Below are 15,547 nucleotides of genomic sequence, written 5' to 3'. Positions count from 1 at the left end.
CACCAAACAAAAAAGGCCGCAGATGTTTCCATCTGCGGCCTTGCGGAATCTTACTTAATTCAGCGGATCAATCGCTGATCTTCTCCTCCAGACACGCAGACGGCATGACCACCGCCCAAATGGACAGTCGGCGCATGACGAACAGATGTTTAACGTGTAAAGGGATCATGGAAGACAGCATGCCCCGCTATTACAGCGCCGTCAACGGCTTATTTTTTATTCCGGTTCCAGAGTCCCACGCCAATCGTGGTGAGGCCCAGGGCGATACCGGTGGAAAGCGCCATGCGTGCCATCCACTCCGGCCAGGCCGGATTTGGGGTTATCAGGGCAAAAACACCGATGATGATGAGCCAGAATGAGAGCTTGCCGAGTAGGGCCGTTTTCAGCAAATACCTATCCTCCAATATCACTAACAATGACAGGGCCAACTCATTCGCAATTGAGCGACTTCGTCACTGCATCCAGGGTTATCTTGAACGCATCTTGCAAAACTAACACAAACAGAAAATTTATTAGTGGAGGATAGCACTGCACAGGACAAGAAAAATAGACGCACTAATTTTCTAAAGTATTTGCCAAGCCAGCCGAAAGGTGCATAGAGAGATGTATTTTCCAAGAATATTGGATTTCTCAAGTACACCTCAATCAATACCAATAATAAATTACCAAAGGGAGATGGTTATGAATATCCCATATCACTTAACAATTAAATCCCGTCTGATCTTTCTAGTCGGTTTTGCACTGGTTTCGACGGTGATCATCGGCCGCTTGGCATCACCGCCATGCACAGTGCCAAAAGGAATATTTATTCGCAAAATCAACGGAATTTGAAGTATGAAACAGTTATTAGGATCCCTGCGAATCAATCTCAAAATCTGGTTGGGGTTTGGGTTGGTGCTATCAGTATTGGTCGTTATATCCTCTTTGACGCTGGTCAGCCTGAGCGGTGTACAGGGACGAGTCACGGAGGTGGTGGAGGCGCGCCAACCTACTCTCATACTCTCCAAAGAGCTGGCAACCCAACTCCAGCAGTCAGCAAGTGCGCTGGGATTCTATCTCCTCAGCAAGGAGGAGACCCATAAGACCGCCTACCAGCAAGGGCTTGCCCGGGTGGACAAGGTGATCGCCTCGTTGAAACAGTTACCTGCCATTGACAAGGATACAGAGGCCTTGGCGCTGGTAGAAGCGATCGATACCGACGTGCAGCGTTTCCGCGCTCTTGAGACTGGCCTGTTTGAAGCGGCAGCCAATTCCGAGAAGAATTTCCCCGGCATCGCCTTCGCCAATGCCAACATCAACCCCATTACCCGAACCATGGCGCAGCTCACCTCGCAGATGATTTTATCCGAACTGGAGGAAGAGTCTGATGAGATGCGCAAACAGCTTCTGGCCGATATTGCTGATCTGCGCTACGTCTGGAGCAATGTGATGAACGGTATTCGTGGTTACTTGGCGTTTCGGAGTGAATCCGCATTAACAGATATGGAACTGTATATTCAACAAGCAGACAAATTGGTCGTAAAAATTGCCGGCTATGGGGATGAATTGACGCTGGACCAGGCAGATGCATTGGAACAGATCAAGGCGGGAGCGCCGCTATTCAAGGAACATTTGAAGCAGTTACGCACCATCCATGGCAGTCAAAAATGGCGTACCGATGCCTGGTTGATACGCAGTGAAATCGGTCCGCTGTTCCGGGACATAGAAGGTAAACTGGATACCCTGGTAAAGGAACAGGAATACAAGATTAAACAGACCAGTAATGCCCTGCTGGCTGATGCCTCAGGCACAACCCGGCTTGTCTGGGCGTTGTCTGCTTTTGGCCTGTTGGTCGGTTTGCTGATCGCCTGGGTTATCGCCCGGGTGATCTGCAAACCCTTGCGGCATGCTGCGGCTACCATGGATGAAATTGCCTGTGGGGATGGTGACCTGACACGACGCCTGTTTAAATGTGGTGATGACGAGATCGGTCAGCTGGCCGATAGTTTTAATGCCTTTTCAGACAAGATCCGGGATCTGGTTGGTGAAGCTGCACGTTCTACCAGTGGAGTAATCGCCGCAGTGACACAGACCGAGGAAAAAACCAGCCAGATCACGCGCCGGATTTGTCAGCAGGAAACAGTGACAGAGCAAGTAGCCACCGCCATGAATGAGATGACAGCAACCATTGTCGATGTTGCCAAAAATGCCGCAACGGCTGAAAGAGCGGCACAGGCTGCAGGGAAAGAGGCGAGTGCCGGGCACGATATTGTCTCTGTGACTGCCGACGCCACCCAGTCGCTTGCGACCGAAGTGCGAACTGCCGAATCGGTAATTGGACAGGTTGAAGCGGACAGCAAAAACATCGGCGCGGTGCTGGACGTAATCAAAAGCATTGCGGAACAGACCAACCTGCTGGCGCTCAATGCGGCCATCGAGGCGGCCCGTGCCGGCGAGCATGGACGGGGGTTTGCCGTGGTTGCGGATGAGGTTCGCAGTCTGGCCAACCGGACGCAGGAATCGACGGGTGAAATCGAGGCAATGATCCAGCGCCTGCAAACCGGCACACACCGTGCGGTTTCCGTGATGGGCGCAGGCAGGGAAAAGGCAGTGGCCAACGTCGAGCAGGCTAGACAAACACTTGAATCCTTGCAGAGGATCACTGAGGCGATCAGCACCATCAACACCGTGAACACCCAGATCGCCACGGCTTCAGCTCAGCAGCGCACAGTTGCTGAGGAGATCAGTTTTAACATTGCCAACATCAGCAAGGTCAGCAAGGAAACAGCTCAGGATGCCCGTTTGACGACAGAAATTACAGATAGACTGGGCAATCTGGCCGCAGAACTCCAGGGTAACATTCAGCAGTTTACGATTGCAGGTGAGAAGCATTTGGATTTTGAGTCCGCAAAGTCTGCGCATTTAGCCTGGAAGGCCCGGCTGCGAGCTTTCCTCGACGGCAGACAGTCGCTCTCTCACAAAGAAGCGGTATCGCATCACGATTGTGTGTTGGGTAAATGGTATTATTCCGATGGGATCAAGACCTATGGTGATATCCCACAGATGAAAGCGATAGATAAACCCCATGCGGAGATGCACCGCATCATCAAGGATATCGTCACGCTGAAGGAGAGGGGGGAAACGGCTGATGCGGAGACTCTATATCAAAAGGTCGGACCTCTTTCTGATGAGATCATTGGGCTATTGGGGAGAGTCGAGGCCGAGATTCTGGATCGTGGATCTTAAATTTTAACGAAACGGTAGTTGACCTGCTTCAGGTAACGGGTAGTCTGTTGGAAAAGATGACGCGCCGGGTGACCTATTTCTCTCTGAAGGCAGGGCGAATATGTCACGAGAGAATAACGTATCGGATCATCGCTTGGAAGGGACGGATCGGTCAGTGCAGTACAATGTTAAACCCTGGTTTATCGGCTTGGCGGCTGCATGGACATTGTGCATTCTGAGCGCCCTTGCCTGGGGTGTCCACAATGAGTACCAAAACGTTCAGGAGCAGGCGCGAACCCAACTACGCACCAATTTCTTCAAGGATCTCGCCTTCCGGCGCTGGGGTGCCAAACACGGCGGCGTCTATGTACCGGTTACCGAGCAGACCCAACCCGATCCACTATTGGCGGACTATCCGGAACGGGATGTATCCACTCCATCCGGACGTCTCCTGACCCTGATCAATCCGGCTTTGATGACACGCCGGTTCTACGAACTGGTCGATGAGGGTGACACGGGAGTCCGTGGCCACATCAGCGGATTACGGCCGTTAAACCCGGCAAACAAACCAGATACCTGGGAAGCGGAGGCGCTGGAGGCCTTCGAGGGTGGAGCCAGGGAGATCACCGCTGTCACAACGTTGGATGGGCAACCCTATCTGCGTCTGATTCGACCATTGGTGATGACGAAGCCCTGCCTCAAATGCCATATTCAACAGGGATTCAAACTGGATGACCTCAGTGGAGCTATCAGCGTATCGATACCAATGGCCCAGCTTGAAGAGGAGGCCGGACAGCATACACAGGTAATGATAGCCATACTTGTTACGATCTGGCTGGTGGGTATGGCCGGTTTGGGTATGGGTTACCGCCGTCAGTCCCTGCATATCCAGGAACGGGAACAGGCGGAATGCAATCTGCGGGAAAGTGAGAAAAAGATCCGGCAGGATTACCATTCGCAGAGGGTGCTCTCCTCTATTCTCAAAATCTCCATGCAGTCCGTTCTATTGAAGGAGAAGCTGGAGCAATCCCTCGATCAGGTACTATCCATCCCTTGGTTTTACATTCAGGAGAAAGGCTGCATCTTTCTTGTAGAGGGCGACGATCCTTCGTTGATAATGCTGGCACAGCGGGGATTATCAAAACCCCTGCAAACGGCTTGCGCAACGGTACCTTTCGGAAAATGTCTTTGTGGTCGTGCAGCACAGAGTGGTGAAATAATCTTTACGGATTGCGTGGATGAGCGACATCTGGATACCGGCATGCCAATGGCGGACCACGGCCACTACTGCGTCCCCATTCTCTCCAACGATAGAACCATCGGCATATTGAATCTCTATGTTGAAGCGCACCATCGGAAGAGCGAGGATGAAGTCCGTTTTCTATTGGCTGTGACCCACGTGCTGGCAGGTATGATCATACAAGATCAGGCTGAACAGGAACTGCAGCAACATGCCTTTTACGATGTTTTGACCAAACTACCGAACCGGGCGCTGTTCATGGAGCGATTGGATCGTTTGATACAGCATTCGAAGCGGCATCCTGACAGCCTGTTTGCGGTTCTTTTCCTGGATCTTGACCGGTTTAAAAATGTTAATGACAGTCTCGGCCATACGGCAGGTGATCAACTGCTGATCGGTGCATCGGAGCGACTGCAGGCATGCATTCGCCCCAGTGATACGGTGGCCCGTCTAGGGGGTGACGAATTCATCATTCTGCTGGATGAGATTGATGATGTCGCCGAACCCTATCGTATCGCCGGACGCATACATGAGATGTTCAAACGACCATTTGAACTGGCGGGACACGAGGTCTTTTCCACCACCAGCGTGGGCATTGCCCTCGCCAAGCCGAATAGTCAGGATGCGGAGAAACTGCTACGCAACGCTGACAGTGCGATGTACCGAGCCAAGAACCAGGGCCCCGGGCAGACTGCAGTGTTCGACAGCGAAATGCATGCACAGGCAATCATGCTGCTGAACAAAGAGATAGATCTGCGCCAGGCAGTGGAAAATGAAGCTTTGCAGGTCCATTATCAGCCTATTATCGACATCGAATCAGACCGTCTTGCCGGCTTCGAAGCCCTCGCCCGTTGGGATCATCCAATATACGGCATGGTTTCACCGGACGAGTTCATCCGGATCGCTGAAGAGAGTGGTTTGATCCAAGCGCTGGGAGCGCAGATATTAGGCAAGGCCTGCCGGCAGATGCAGCAATGGATTAGCCAATCCCCCTCCCAGGCTGACCTGTACGTGAGCGTCAACCTTTCGCTGAAACAGGTTCTTTTCCCCGGGTATATCGATTGGTTGGAGAATGTACTGCGGGAAACGGGGTTGCCGCCGAGAAGCCTGAGACTTGAGATCACCGAGAGCATTCTGATGGAGGATGTGGAAACCACTTGCGCTATCCTCGACCAGATCAAGCAACTCGGAGTGGGCCTCTATATCGATGATTTTGGCACCGGCTACTCGTCGATGAGCTACCTGCATCGTTTTCCGTTCGACGCATTGAAGGTTGACCGCTCCTTCGTATCAAACATCGGCAAGGGAGCTCGATATGCCGATCTGATAGGGGGCATCGTTGCCGTCGCGAAAAGCTTCAGAATGGATGTCATTGCCGAGGGAGTGGAGAGGCAGGAGCAGTTGGAAAAACTTCAGGAACTGGGTTGCAACAGCGTTCAAGGCTATATCTTCTCTCCACCTGTCACGTCGAAAGAAGCCGAGAAGTTGATGACCAGGAAATCAGGTTGGATGGTACCGGCCCCCACTGGGACCGATACCACACATCATTCTCAGCCTTTCAGATTGGCCTGAATGGTCTCGACAACGACGTCACTGGAGGTGGCGTTGATGTCCCACAGCATGCCTTCGCCCTCATAGAAACCGGCCAGCGGCGCGGTCTGCTCGTTGAAGACGTCCAGACGCTTGGAGATCGCCACTTCGGTCTCGTCGTCACGCTGTACCACGGCACCGCCGCAAGCGTCACACTTGCCCTCTTCCTTCGGCGGGTTGCTCTTGACGTTGTAGATGGCGCCGCAGTCCACGCAGGTACGACGGGTGGTCAGACGGTCGAGGATCACCTCACGCGGCACATTCAGGTTGACCACGCCGTCCAGCCCGATATTCAGCTTGGCCAGCAGCTCTTTCAGCGCCTCTGCCTGGGGGATAGTGCGGGGAAAACCGTCCAGCAGGAAACCGGCCTTGCAGTCGTCTTCCAGCAGGCGCTCACCCATGATACCCATGATCAGGTCGTCGGAAACCAGCTCACCGGCGGTCATGGCAGCTTTGGCCTTCTTGCCCAGTTCGGTGCCGGCCTTGACGGCGGCGCGCAGGATATCGCCGGTGGAGATCTGCACGGAACCGTCGATAGCGGTCAACAGTTTGGCTACAGTGCCCTTGCCCGCGCCGGGCGCACCCAGAAGAATCAGTCGCATAGTCTTACCCTTTTACTTAAGATGGTGAATCGAGTTGATGAGTTTGTTTCCCCCGCTCACACGGGAATTGGGCGCAGATTGTGTCGCTACTGGGGGAAAAAATCAAAAATGTCTGCAAATAGACCACCCCAACGGTGGATTTTCGTCGTCCATTCTGGTGAAATTCATCGTCTTCCTGCTCGTTTTGCAGACGGATTCTCCAACCTAAACAAGGTCGACCTGGACGCAGCATGAACTCCCCTGACCCGACAACCCACGATGATCCCGCCTCCGGCAACCCGCGCCGCGGCAACGGGCGTATCAGGCTGATCCTGGCACTGGGGGCCGTTGCCCTGCTGATCTTCTGGTTCTACCCGATGCTCTTTACGGAAGAGGCAAGTCCCGAGATATCGCAGGAAGAGATCGACCCCATCATCCGCGCCCAGATCGAAGCGGCCAGGCAACCGGACGAGGAGTCGGCAGAGTCGGCGCCGGTAGAGATTGAGTCCAAACCCGAAACAATCGATACTCAGGCAGCGAAGCTAGAGATGCCTCAGACTCTCCCCCCCCCTACCCCGGATTTGGAAGAGGGTGAGGCTGCGAGAATCCTCATCGCCTCTATCCGTAATGGCAGGGAGAACCTGGAACTGGATCAGTTGAGTCAACGGGCAGACTCATTCCAGCAGGAGGGGAAAACCACTGACGCCTATCTGCTCTATTTCTTTACCGCCCGGCAGGGTCACGCGGACTCGGCCCTGATCCTGGGCAAGATGAACGACCCGGCCACATTCGATGCCGACAACGACGTGCTTGAGCGCCCTGACCCGACTCAGGCCTTCAAGTGGTACTCCATGGCCGCCGGGAATGGACTCAGCGAGGCACAGACCTGTCTCGCCACACTGCACGATACCCTCGAGCAGGCGGCTGCCGACGGAGACCCCCAAGCGCAACGACTGCTGCTGAACTGGCAATGACTATGCAACTGCGAATCCTCTCCCTCATTCTGCTCCTCACCCTGGCGAACGGCCCACTGTTTGCCGCGTTGGAAACCCCTCTTCGCCCCCTGCTGATGCCGGACAAACAGTCGCTCTATCAGCGTGTGTTGGCCAAACCGGATGCGCTCATCCACTCCGCTCCTGAGAGTAAAGCAGGGGAGAAAGCCATCCCCTTTACCGCCTTTTATGTCTATGCGCGGCGGGAAGTCAATGGCGAGGGCTGGCAGCAGGTGGGACATAATCGCCATGGTCAGCTTGCCGGCTGGATCAGAGAGACGGATCTGATCCCCTGGAATCAGGGACTGACCATCGCCTTTAGAGAACCCCTGGGCAACGACCGCGTCCTTCTGTTCAGAGATAAAGAGGGACTCAAATCACTGGTGGATAGCTATGACCTGGAGCATTACAAGCAGGTCTATGCGGAGGCTGAGAGCGGCAAACTGACCGCCGAATCTCCGGTCATCGCCATCCAGCCAAAAATCCATGTGGACATACTCAAGGATTTCTATCTGGTCCCTATCCGCAGCCATGAGGATGTCTATCTCGATAGTGAGCAGGCGCGCATCCTGCAAGTCTCCAGCGTACCCTTGCAGACAGCCAAAAAGCAGCCACCGGAGAGAGAACAGGCTAAATCGGCCAACCCAACAGCAACGCCAGCCAAACGGTTCCGTTCAGGCGTGGTTTTTGTCATCGACGCCACCCTCTCCATGGATCCCTACATCGACCGCACCCGCGAGGCGGTGCGCAAGGTCTACGAAACCATCATCAAAGAAGAGCTGACCGGCGATGTCAGCTTTGGCCTGATCGCCTTTCGGGACAACCCCGAAAGCGTGCCGGAACTGGAGTACCTCACCCGCACCTACGTCACCCTGGAACAGGGACAGAACGCCGACAGTTTCTTCAGGCAGGTCTCTTCGCTGAAGGCCGCCACCGTTTCCAGCAAAGGATTCATCGAAGACAGCTTTGCCGGCATCAACGAGGCCATCGACAACATCGACTGGGAGGGACAGGACGCCCGCTATGTCGTGCTGATCACCGACGCTGGCCCGCGAGACGCCTCCGACCCCCTCTCCGGCACCGGTCTCAATGCCGAAAGCCTCGCCCGGCTCGCTCGCAATAAAGGTATCGCCCTCTCGGTGCTGCATCTGCTGACCCCGAGCCAATACGCCAACCACGAAAGCGCTGCGGAACGCTACAAGGCGCTCTCCTACTACCCCGGCATTGGCAGTTTCTATTTTGGCGTCAAGACCGGCGACGTAAACCGCTTTGGCCGCGTCATGGACGCTCTGGCCCACCAGATCACCGATCAGGTAAAGGTCACTGCCATCGCCGCAGCGGGTAAAGAACTCCAGCGCCAGCCGGCCCCTGCACCTGATAAAAAAGAGCCGGATGAGGAACCGGATCAACTGGCCCAGTTCCAGGCCAAGGTCGCAAAGCTAGGTTATGCCCTTCGCATGCGCTATCTGCAGCAGGACAAGGCGGAGCAGATTCCCAGCGTTTTCAATGCCTGGCTGGTGGATCGGGATTTCAAAAACCCGGAGCGCCAGACACTGGACGTGCGCGTCCTGCTGACTCGAGACCAACTGAGTGATCTGCACAGCATCATGCGTCAGGTGCTGGAAACCGCGGAGGAGGGTCTGCTCTCCCCACGCAGTTTTCTCAATGATCTGAAAAGTCTGGCCGCTACCATTTCCCGGGATCCGGAGCAACTCGGCAGCACCACCCGTGTCAGCGGCGCCCTCGAAGGCAATCTGGCGGACATGGGTTTCATGCGCGAATATATCGAAGACCTGCCCTACACGGGAGAGGTGATGAATCTCTCCCTGGAGAACTGGCAGGACTGGCCGGCGAGGGATCAACTTGCCTTCATCCACCGGATGGAGGAGAAGATCAACTACTACCAGGTTCTGCACGACCATACCGACCTCTGGGTCTCCCTCGATGGCGGTTCAGTATCCGGCGACTCGGTATTCCCTATCGCGCTGGAAATGCTGCCTTAAATTGACTGTGAGCAGTTTTTCCAATGAGCGGCCGGAGGCACCCCACCCCACCGGCAACAGGATACTCATCTACCATTTGCGCGACGTGGTAAAGACCCGTGAGGCAGAGGGCGTGGCCTTTCGCCTGCGCGTGCCCAGCCTGCAGATCGCAATGGGGGAGAAGGTCGCCCTGATCGGCGAAAGCGGCAGCGGCAAGAGCACCCTGCTCGACATGCTCTCCATGACCCTGAAGCCCAGCGAAATAGGCTCCTTCCGCTTTCGCCCGGGACCCGGTACCGAACCCGTGGACATCTCAGAGTACTGGCGCAGAAACCAGCTCAACCGGCTTGGCGACCTGCGCCGTCAGCGTATCGGTTATGTCATGCAGACCGGAGGACTGCTGCCCTATCTCACGGTGCGGGAAAACATTGGTCTCTCGCGGCGGCTGCTCAATATGCCGGGGGATGAAATGATCGAAGAACTCGCCGGCAATCTCGGCATTCGGCGCCATCTCGACAAGCTGCCGCACCTGCTCTCCGTAGGGGAACGCCAGCGGGTTGCCATCGGCCGCGCCCTGGCTCATCGCCCCTCCATCGTCATCGCCGACGAACCGACCGCCTCCCTCGATCCGATCGCCGCTGAGAAGATCATGTCGCTGTTCATCGAACTGGTGGACGAACTCCATATCACCGTCATCATCGCCAGCCATGCCTGGCGGCATATCAACCGGCTAGGTCTGCGTCACCTCTCCCACGTCACGCGGCGCGAGGATAATGGCAATACCACCGAAACCGTGGTGAGTGGGTAAGTGCTGCGCCGCTTTAAAAACGTCTTCTGGCTCGCCAATCGCGATTACAAAAACGAATGGCAGATGTCCAGCTTCTTCGTGATCGCCCTGGCCGCCGTGCTGGCTCCGATGATGATCCTCTTCGGACTCAAGTTCGGCATCATCGGCAGCATGTTGGACAATCTGATCGAAGATCCCCGCAACCGGGAGATCCGCCCCATCGGCAGCGGCCGCTACGACCGAACCTGGATCGAAAACCTGCGCAGCCAGGACGGCGTCAACTTCATCGTGCCCCGCACCCGCGCCATTGCCGCCACTATTCAGCTCAAGAGCAAAAATGCCTCCCGCATCCTGTCGGTGGAGATGCTGCCCACGGATCGTGGTGACCCACTGCTGAACGGACTCGATATACCCACAGGGCTGCATCAACTCGTCCTGTCCGAATCTGCGGCACGCAAACTCAAGGCCAGCAAGGGCGACAAGATAAGCGGCAGCCTGGCCCGGAGATTCCGTGGCCGCAGCGAACGGGTGCATATCGAACTGACGGTCGCGGATATCGCCAAACCGGGTGCATTCAGCCGTGACGGCGCATTCGCCCCTGTCTATCTGGTGGAGTCGGCAGAGGCGTTTCGTGACGGCCAGGCGGTGCCTGCCCTCGGCTGGAAGGGCAACAAACCGGAAGGCACGGGGCGAACCTACCCCAGTTTCCGGCTCTATACCCGCTCCATCTATGATGTCGAACCGATCAGTAAGATACTGTTGCAGCAGGGTATAGAGGTCCGCACCCGCGCAGCGGATATCGAGATCGTGCGCAACATGGATCGTAACCTGAGTGCGGTGTTCTGGCTGATCGCCGTGATCGGCCTGATCGGCTTCTCTTTCTCTCTCGGCGCCAGCTTATGGGCCAATGTTGACCGTAAGCGCAAAGAGTTGAGCGTACTGCGACTGGTGGGATTTCGCACTGGTGATATCATCTGGTTCCCGGTGATCCAGTCACTTTTTACCGGCGTCCTCGGCTGGGCCAGTGCATCCTTGATCTACCTGGGCGTCGCCTACACCATCAATGAGATGTTCGCCTCACAACTGGAGAGTAGCGACACTGTCTGCCGACTGTTGCCTGAACATTTTCTCATCGCTCTGGGACTGACCTGCACCGCCGCTATCCTCGCCGCCACCCTGGCGGGGTACCGCGCTGCCAGAGTCGAGCCTTCGAGGGCTTGCGGGATATTAACGTAGGAGCGGCACTCTGAAATACCCCGAGGAGTAGGCCGGTTCAAGCGCAGCGGAACCGGCAATCCCATGCAGCCCGTCAATTTAAAAATGCCCGATCTGCTACGCTTGATCGAGCCTACACTCTGAATAGAAAAAAATAGGCGGCAAAACAGAGCCAGGAGAGCAACAGCAATATCCAGGGAAGTTTGCTGCTTTTCCGCGGTGTAGTGGACGGGACTGCTTCCGGCTGTGTGGGTTCCGGTGCCGCTGAAGTCGTGGCTTTTTTCAGTTTTTTATCGAGCTCCCGCGCCTTGACCTTGTGTTGCTTCTTATAGAGGTCAATGCCCTTCTTGATGCCCTGGGCAATCAGCTTCGTCTGCTCCTTGGTCTGTCCCGGTTTTTGCGTCCCGCGCGCAATCTTCATCGCTTCGTCCCTGGTTTCATCCGAAACCTGCGCTTTTTTGGAATATTTTGCCATCGATTTAGGAGCCTCTGAATGAATCTGAGCAAGATGAATTGGCGATCAGAATACGCCAATTTGAGGCGCAAATCGTACGTAATAGCCAGCTATTGCGAAGATTTGCAACGAAAAAGTGGCGAATTCTGGCGTCAAGGCACTTGATCATGATTCGTTCAGAAGCTCCTTAAACCACCCTTTTAACGTCCATCACGTCAGGCAGCTGCTCGACCTTGGTCAGCAGACGGCTGAGCTGTTCCATATCGTTCACCTCGACGGTAAATTGCATCGTGGCGGTATCGGTCTTGCGATCACTGTTCGTTGTGACGCCGATGACATCAACCTCGTCGCCGGTGAAGATCGATGAGATATCACGCAGCAGTCCCTTACGGTCTGCCGCAAAGATACGGATATCGACCGGGTAGGTTGAATCTTCATGCTGAGTACTCCAGCACACCTCCACCAGACGCCCCAGTTCCTCCTCATCCATCGCGCGGATATTGGAGCAATTTCGCCGATGCACCGTCACACCCCGACCGCGGGTGACATAGCCGACAATAGAATCATAGGGGACCGGCTTGCAGCAACGGGCCATGCTGGTCATCAGATCATCGACCCCATCCACTACCACTTCGCCTTTGATCTGCGCTTTGGCACGCGCCTTTTCCAGGGGCAGTTCGGTCGGCTCCGACTGCTTTTCTCTTATTCCGGAACCAGCCACCTGTACGGGCGACAGTTCGCCACGGCCGATGGCGGCATAGACATCGTCAACCTGTTTGAGATTGTGTCTCTCCGCGACTTCTTCCAGGTCGGGCTTTTCGATCACACTGAGACGGATGATCTCCCTGTCCAGCGCCGCGCGGCCAAGCTCGACATAGTGCTCATAATCGAGGTGTTTGAACCACTGGCGCACCCGGCTTCGCGCCCGACTGCTCTTCAGATAGCCGAGATGAGGATTGATCCAGTCCCGGCTGGGCGTGCCGCTCTTCGAGGTCAACACTTCAACGATTTCACCGCTCTTCAGGGGGCGCGTGAGCTGCACAATGTGGCCATCCACCTTTGCTCCCCTGCATCTGTGCCCGATATCGGTGTGAACCGCATAGGCGAAGTCGAGCGGCGTCGAGCCTTTCGGCAACTCGACCACCTTGCTCTGCGGCGTGAGGACATAGATGCGGGTCACCTCCATCTCCGTGTCGAGCTGTTCGAGATGGTCACCGTAATATTCGCTACCCTCCTTCAACTCCAGCCATTGGCGCATCCAGACAACACGCAGCTCGAAATCAGCATCGTGTTTGGCGTTCTCCTTGTAGCGCCAATGAGCTGCAACACCCAACTCCGAATGGTGATGCATATCCTGTGTGCGAATCTGTACCTCAAGAGTCTTATCCTCAGGACCAATCACCGCAGTGTGGATAGATTGATACATATTCGCCTTGGGTGTGGCAATGTAGTCATCGAATTCACCGGGGATGTGTTTCCAGAGCCCGTGCACGATACCAAGCACCTCATAACACTGGCCAATGTCTCTCACCAACACCCGCACCGCACGCAGGTCGAAGATCTGTTCGATATCCACCGCTTTGCGCTGCATCTTCCTCCAGATAGAGTAGATATGCTTGTCACACCCTGACCGCGGGTGACATAGCCGACAATAGAATCATAGGGGATCGTTTGCGTTAACGGGCCATGCTGGTCAACAGATCATCGACATTCCCATCCACTACCACCATACTTCGCCTTTGATCTGCGCTTTGGCACGCCTTTTCCAGGGGCAGTTCGGTCGGCTCCGACTGCTTTTCTATCCCGAACCAGCCACCTGTAATGGCGACAGTCGCCACGGCCGATGGCGGTATAGACATCGTCAACTCCAGCCGAGATTGCAGGTTTCCGCGACTTCTTCAGATCGGGCTTTTCGATCACACTGAGGACGGATGATCTCCTGTCCATGCCGCGCGGCCAAGCGCTCGACATTATAGTACCAAGGTGTTGAATCATCATGCACCCGGTTTTCGCGCCTGACTACTCTTCATATAGATAGCCGAGATGAGGATTGATCCGAACCGCCATGTTGCTCCTTTTTCGAGGTCAACACTTCAACGATTTCACCGCTCTTCAGGGGCGCGTTATTAGCTACCAATGTGGCCATATCCACCTGTTCCCGCATTCGTGCCCACGGTGTGGACCGCATAGGCGAAGTCGAGCGGCGTCGAGCCTTTCGGCAACTCGACCACCTTGCTCTGCGGCGTGAGGACATAGATGCGGGTCACCTCCATCTCCGTGTCGAGCTGTTCAAGATGGTCACCGTAATATTCGCTACCCTCCTTCAACTCCAGCCATTGGCGCATCCAGACAACACGCAGCTCGAAATCAGCATCATGTTTGGCGTTCTCCTTGTAGCGCCAATGAGCTGCAACACCCAACTCCGAATGGTGATGCATATCCTGTGTACGAATCTGTACCTCCAGAGTCTTATCCTCAGGACCAATCACCGCAGTGTGGATAGATTGATACATATTCGCCTTGGGTGTGGCAATGTAGTCATCGAATTCACCGGGGATGTGTTTCCAGAGCCCGTGCACGATACCAAGCACCTCATAACACTGGCCAATGTCTCTCACCAACACCCGCACCGCACGCAGGTCGAAGATCTGTTCGATATCCACCGCTTTGCGCTGCATCTTCCTCCAGATAGAGTAGATATGCTTGGGACGGCCGCTGATATCCGCCTCTATGCCCTGTTTGCGAAACTCCCCGTCAAGCAGTTCAATCACTTCGTTGATAAATTGTTCCCGCTCCTCGCGCCGTCCATCCAGTTGACTGGCCAGACGCTTGTAATCATCCGGATTGAGAAAACGCAGCGACAGGTCTTCCAACTCCCATTTGACCTGCCAGATGCCCAGTCGGTTGGCCAGTGGCGCATAGATGGCACGAGTCTCCTGCGCCAGACGCAGACGGGTCTCTTCGGGAAGCTCTCTGGCAATACGCATCAGATGCAACCGCTCGCCCACAACAACCAACACGACGCGGACATCTTCCGCAATCCCCAGCAACAGTCGCCGCAGGTTCTCTGCGTGCTCCGCCTCATCCACATGTTTGGTTTCGGAGGATAGACCGGTCAGGGCGTCGATACGGGTGAGGTCATCCACCATGGTGGCAACACTCTTGCCAAAGCGCTCTTCCAGCTGCTCCAGAGTGATCGTTGAATCGGTCAGCGACCCAAGCAGTATCGCCGTCGCAAGGGTCTCGCGGTCGAGGCGCATGCCAAACAGAATCTCCGCCACCGACAGGCCATGACGCAGCCGGGTCTCACCGGAGGGAAGAAAGACGTCGCCACCCGCACCTAGCGCCAGTTCACAGGCGTCCCGCAGATAGTCGACATCTTCCCGGCTGTTCTCCTGCCCATACGCCGCCAGCCAGGCATCGATGCCCTGCTGATCGACACCCGTTCCTGCAGGCAGACTGGTGGTTACACTGACCATTGGCGATTCACTGTGTTAGCGCC

General features: G+C 55.5%; 12 protein-coding genes. 6 read left to right on the top strand and 6 right to left on the bottom strand.

Translation table 11 applies throughout. The features are described from left to right. Nucleotides 1-209: 209 nt before the first annotated feature. Nucleotides 210-389, bottom strand: coding sequence for a hypothetical protein (locus G9Q73_RS10980; protein ID WP_177419827.1), 180 nt, complete (start codon nucleotides 387-389; stop codon nucleotides 210-212). Between the two features lie 445 nt (nucleotides 390-834). On the opposite strand from G9Q73_RS10980, the gene G9Q73_RS10975 reads away from it, so the two are divergent. Next, the gene (locus G9Q73_RS10975) at nucleotides 835-3,225 is read left to right on the top strand and encodes a methyl-accepting chemotaxis protein (protein WP_177419826.1); all 2,391 of its coding nucleotides are present in this window, start codon (nucleotides 835-837) and stop codon (nucleotides 3,223-3,225) included. Nucleotides 3,226-3,379: 154 nt separating this feature from the next. Then, complete coding sequence (locus G9Q73_RS10970) at nucleotides 3,380-6,016, top strand: EAL domain-containing protein (protein ID WP_177419825.1); 2,637 nt, start codon at nucleotides 3,380-3,382, stop codon at nucleotides 6,014-6,016. Here the strand turns inward: G9Q73_RS10970 and G9Q73_RS10965 are convergent. Then, nucleotides 5,995-6,636: an adenylate kinase gene (locus G9Q73_RS10965; protein ID WP_177419824.1), complete on the bottom strand. Its 642-nt coding sequence runs from the start codon at nucleotides 6,634-6,636 to the stop codon at nucleotides 5,995-5,997. The two genes, G9Q73_RS10970 and G9Q73_RS10965, sit on opposite strands and share 22 nt — an antisense overlap. A 230-nt stretch (nucleotides 6,637-6,866) precedes the next feature. Here G9Q73_RS10965 and G9Q73_RS10960 point away from each other — a divergent pair, with 230 nt between their 5' ends. From G9Q73_RS10960 to G9Q73_RS10945, 4 genes are read left to right on the top strand one after another with little or no spacing between them, the layout of a single operon-like run. After that, entirely contained in the window at nucleotides 6,867-7,589 is a 723-nt protein-coding gene (locus tag G9Q73_RS10960) for an SEL1-like repeat protein (RefSeq protein WP_177419823.1), read from the top strand. Between the two features lie 2 nt (nucleotides 7,590-7,591). Then, the gene (locus tag G9Q73_RS10955; RefSeq protein WP_246345197.1) at nucleotides 7,592-9,610 is read left to right on the top strand and encodes a vWA domain-containing protein; all 2,019 of its coding nucleotides are present in this window, start codon (nucleotides 7,592-7,594) and stop codon (nucleotides 9,608-9,610) included. A gap of 7 nt (nucleotides 9,611-9,617) precedes the next feature. Further along, the gene (locus G9Q73_RS10950) at nucleotides 9,618-10,397 is read left to right on the top strand and encodes an ABC transporter ATP-binding protein (protein ID WP_369408951.1); all 780 of its coding nucleotides are present in this window, start codon (nucleotides 9,618-9,620) and stop codon (nucleotides 10,395-10,397) included. After that, entirely contained in the window at nucleotides 10,398-11,612 is a 1,215-nt protein-coding gene (locus G9Q73_RS10945) for an ABC transporter permease (RefSeq protein ID WP_177419821.1), read from the top strand. A gap of 112 nt (nucleotides 11,613-11,724) precedes the next feature. Here the strand turns inward: G9Q73_RS10945 and G9Q73_RS10940 are convergent, their stop codons facing one another. From G9Q73_RS10940 to G9Q73_RS10925, 4 genes are all read right to left on the bottom strand, one after another. Next, the gene (locus G9Q73_RS10940) at nucleotides 11,725-12,066 is read right to left on the bottom strand and encodes a DUF2956 domain-containing protein (RefSeq protein WP_177419820.1); all 342 of its coding nucleotides are present in this window, start codon (nucleotides 12,064-12,066) and stop codon (nucleotides 11,725-11,727) included. Nucleotides 12,067-12,232: 166 nt separating this feature from the next. Next, on the bottom strand, nucleotides 12,233-13,657 hold the full coding sequence (locus G9Q73_RS20475; RefSeq protein ID WP_369408950.1) for a RelA/SpoT family protein: 1,425 nt from the start codon (nucleotides 13,655-13,657) through the stop codon (nucleotides 12,233-12,235). A gap of 64 nt (nucleotides 13,658-13,721) precedes the next feature. Continuing rightward, a complete protein-coding gene (locus tag G9Q73_RS10930) occupies nucleotides 13,722-13,904 on the bottom strand; it encodes a hypothetical protein (RefSeq protein ID WP_177419818.1) in 183 nt (60 codons plus the stop codon). Between the two features lie 267 nt (nucleotides 13,905-14,171). Beyond that, the gene (locus tag G9Q73_RS10925; protein ID WP_177419817.1) at nucleotides 14,172-15,524 is read right to left on the bottom strand and encodes a RelA/SpoT family protein; all 1,353 of its coding nucleotides are present in this window, start codon (nucleotides 15,522-15,524) and stop codon (nucleotides 14,172-14,174) included. Nucleotides 15,525-15,547 lie beyond the last annotated feature (23 nt).

Origin of the sequence: endosymbiont of Lamellibrachia barhami (assembly GCF_011947365.2) — a bacterium.
Lineage (GTDB): Bacteria > Pseudomonadota > Gammaproteobacteria > Chromatiales > Chromatiaceae > QGON01.
The sequence above is the reverse complement of the archived record's forward strand: the minus strand, read 5'-3'. Positions and strand labels throughout refer to the sequence as shown.

Coding starts and splice junctions, on each gene's coding strand:
- G9Q73_RS10975 (WP_177419826.1), top strand. CDS start 835: ATGAAACAGTTATTAGGATCCCTGCGAATCAATCTCAAAATCTGGTTG.
- G9Q73_RS10965 (WP_177419824.1), bottom strand. CDS start 6,636: ATGCGACTGATTCTTCTGGGTGCGCCCGGCGCGGGCAAGGGCACTGTA.
- G9Q73_RS10960 (WP_177419823.1), top strand. CDS start 6,867: ATGAACTCCCCTGACCCGACAACCCACGATGATCCCGCCTCCGGCAAC.
- G9Q73_RS10955 (WP_246345197.1), top strand. CDS start 7,592: ATGCAACTGCGAATCCTCTCCCTCATTCTGCTCCTCACCCTGGCGAAC.
- G9Q73_RS10940 (WP_177419820.1), bottom strand. CDS start 12,066: ATGGCAAAATATTCCAAAAAAGCGCAGGTTTCGGATGAAACCAGGGAC.
- G9Q73_RS10930 (WP_177419818.1), bottom strand. CDS start 13,904: ATGTCTATACCGCCATCGGCCGTGGCGACTGTCGCCATTACAGGTGGC.
- G9Q73_RS10925 (WP_177419817.1), bottom strand. CDS start 15,524: ATGGTCAGTGTAACCACCAGTCTGCCTGCAGGAACGGGTGTCGATCAG.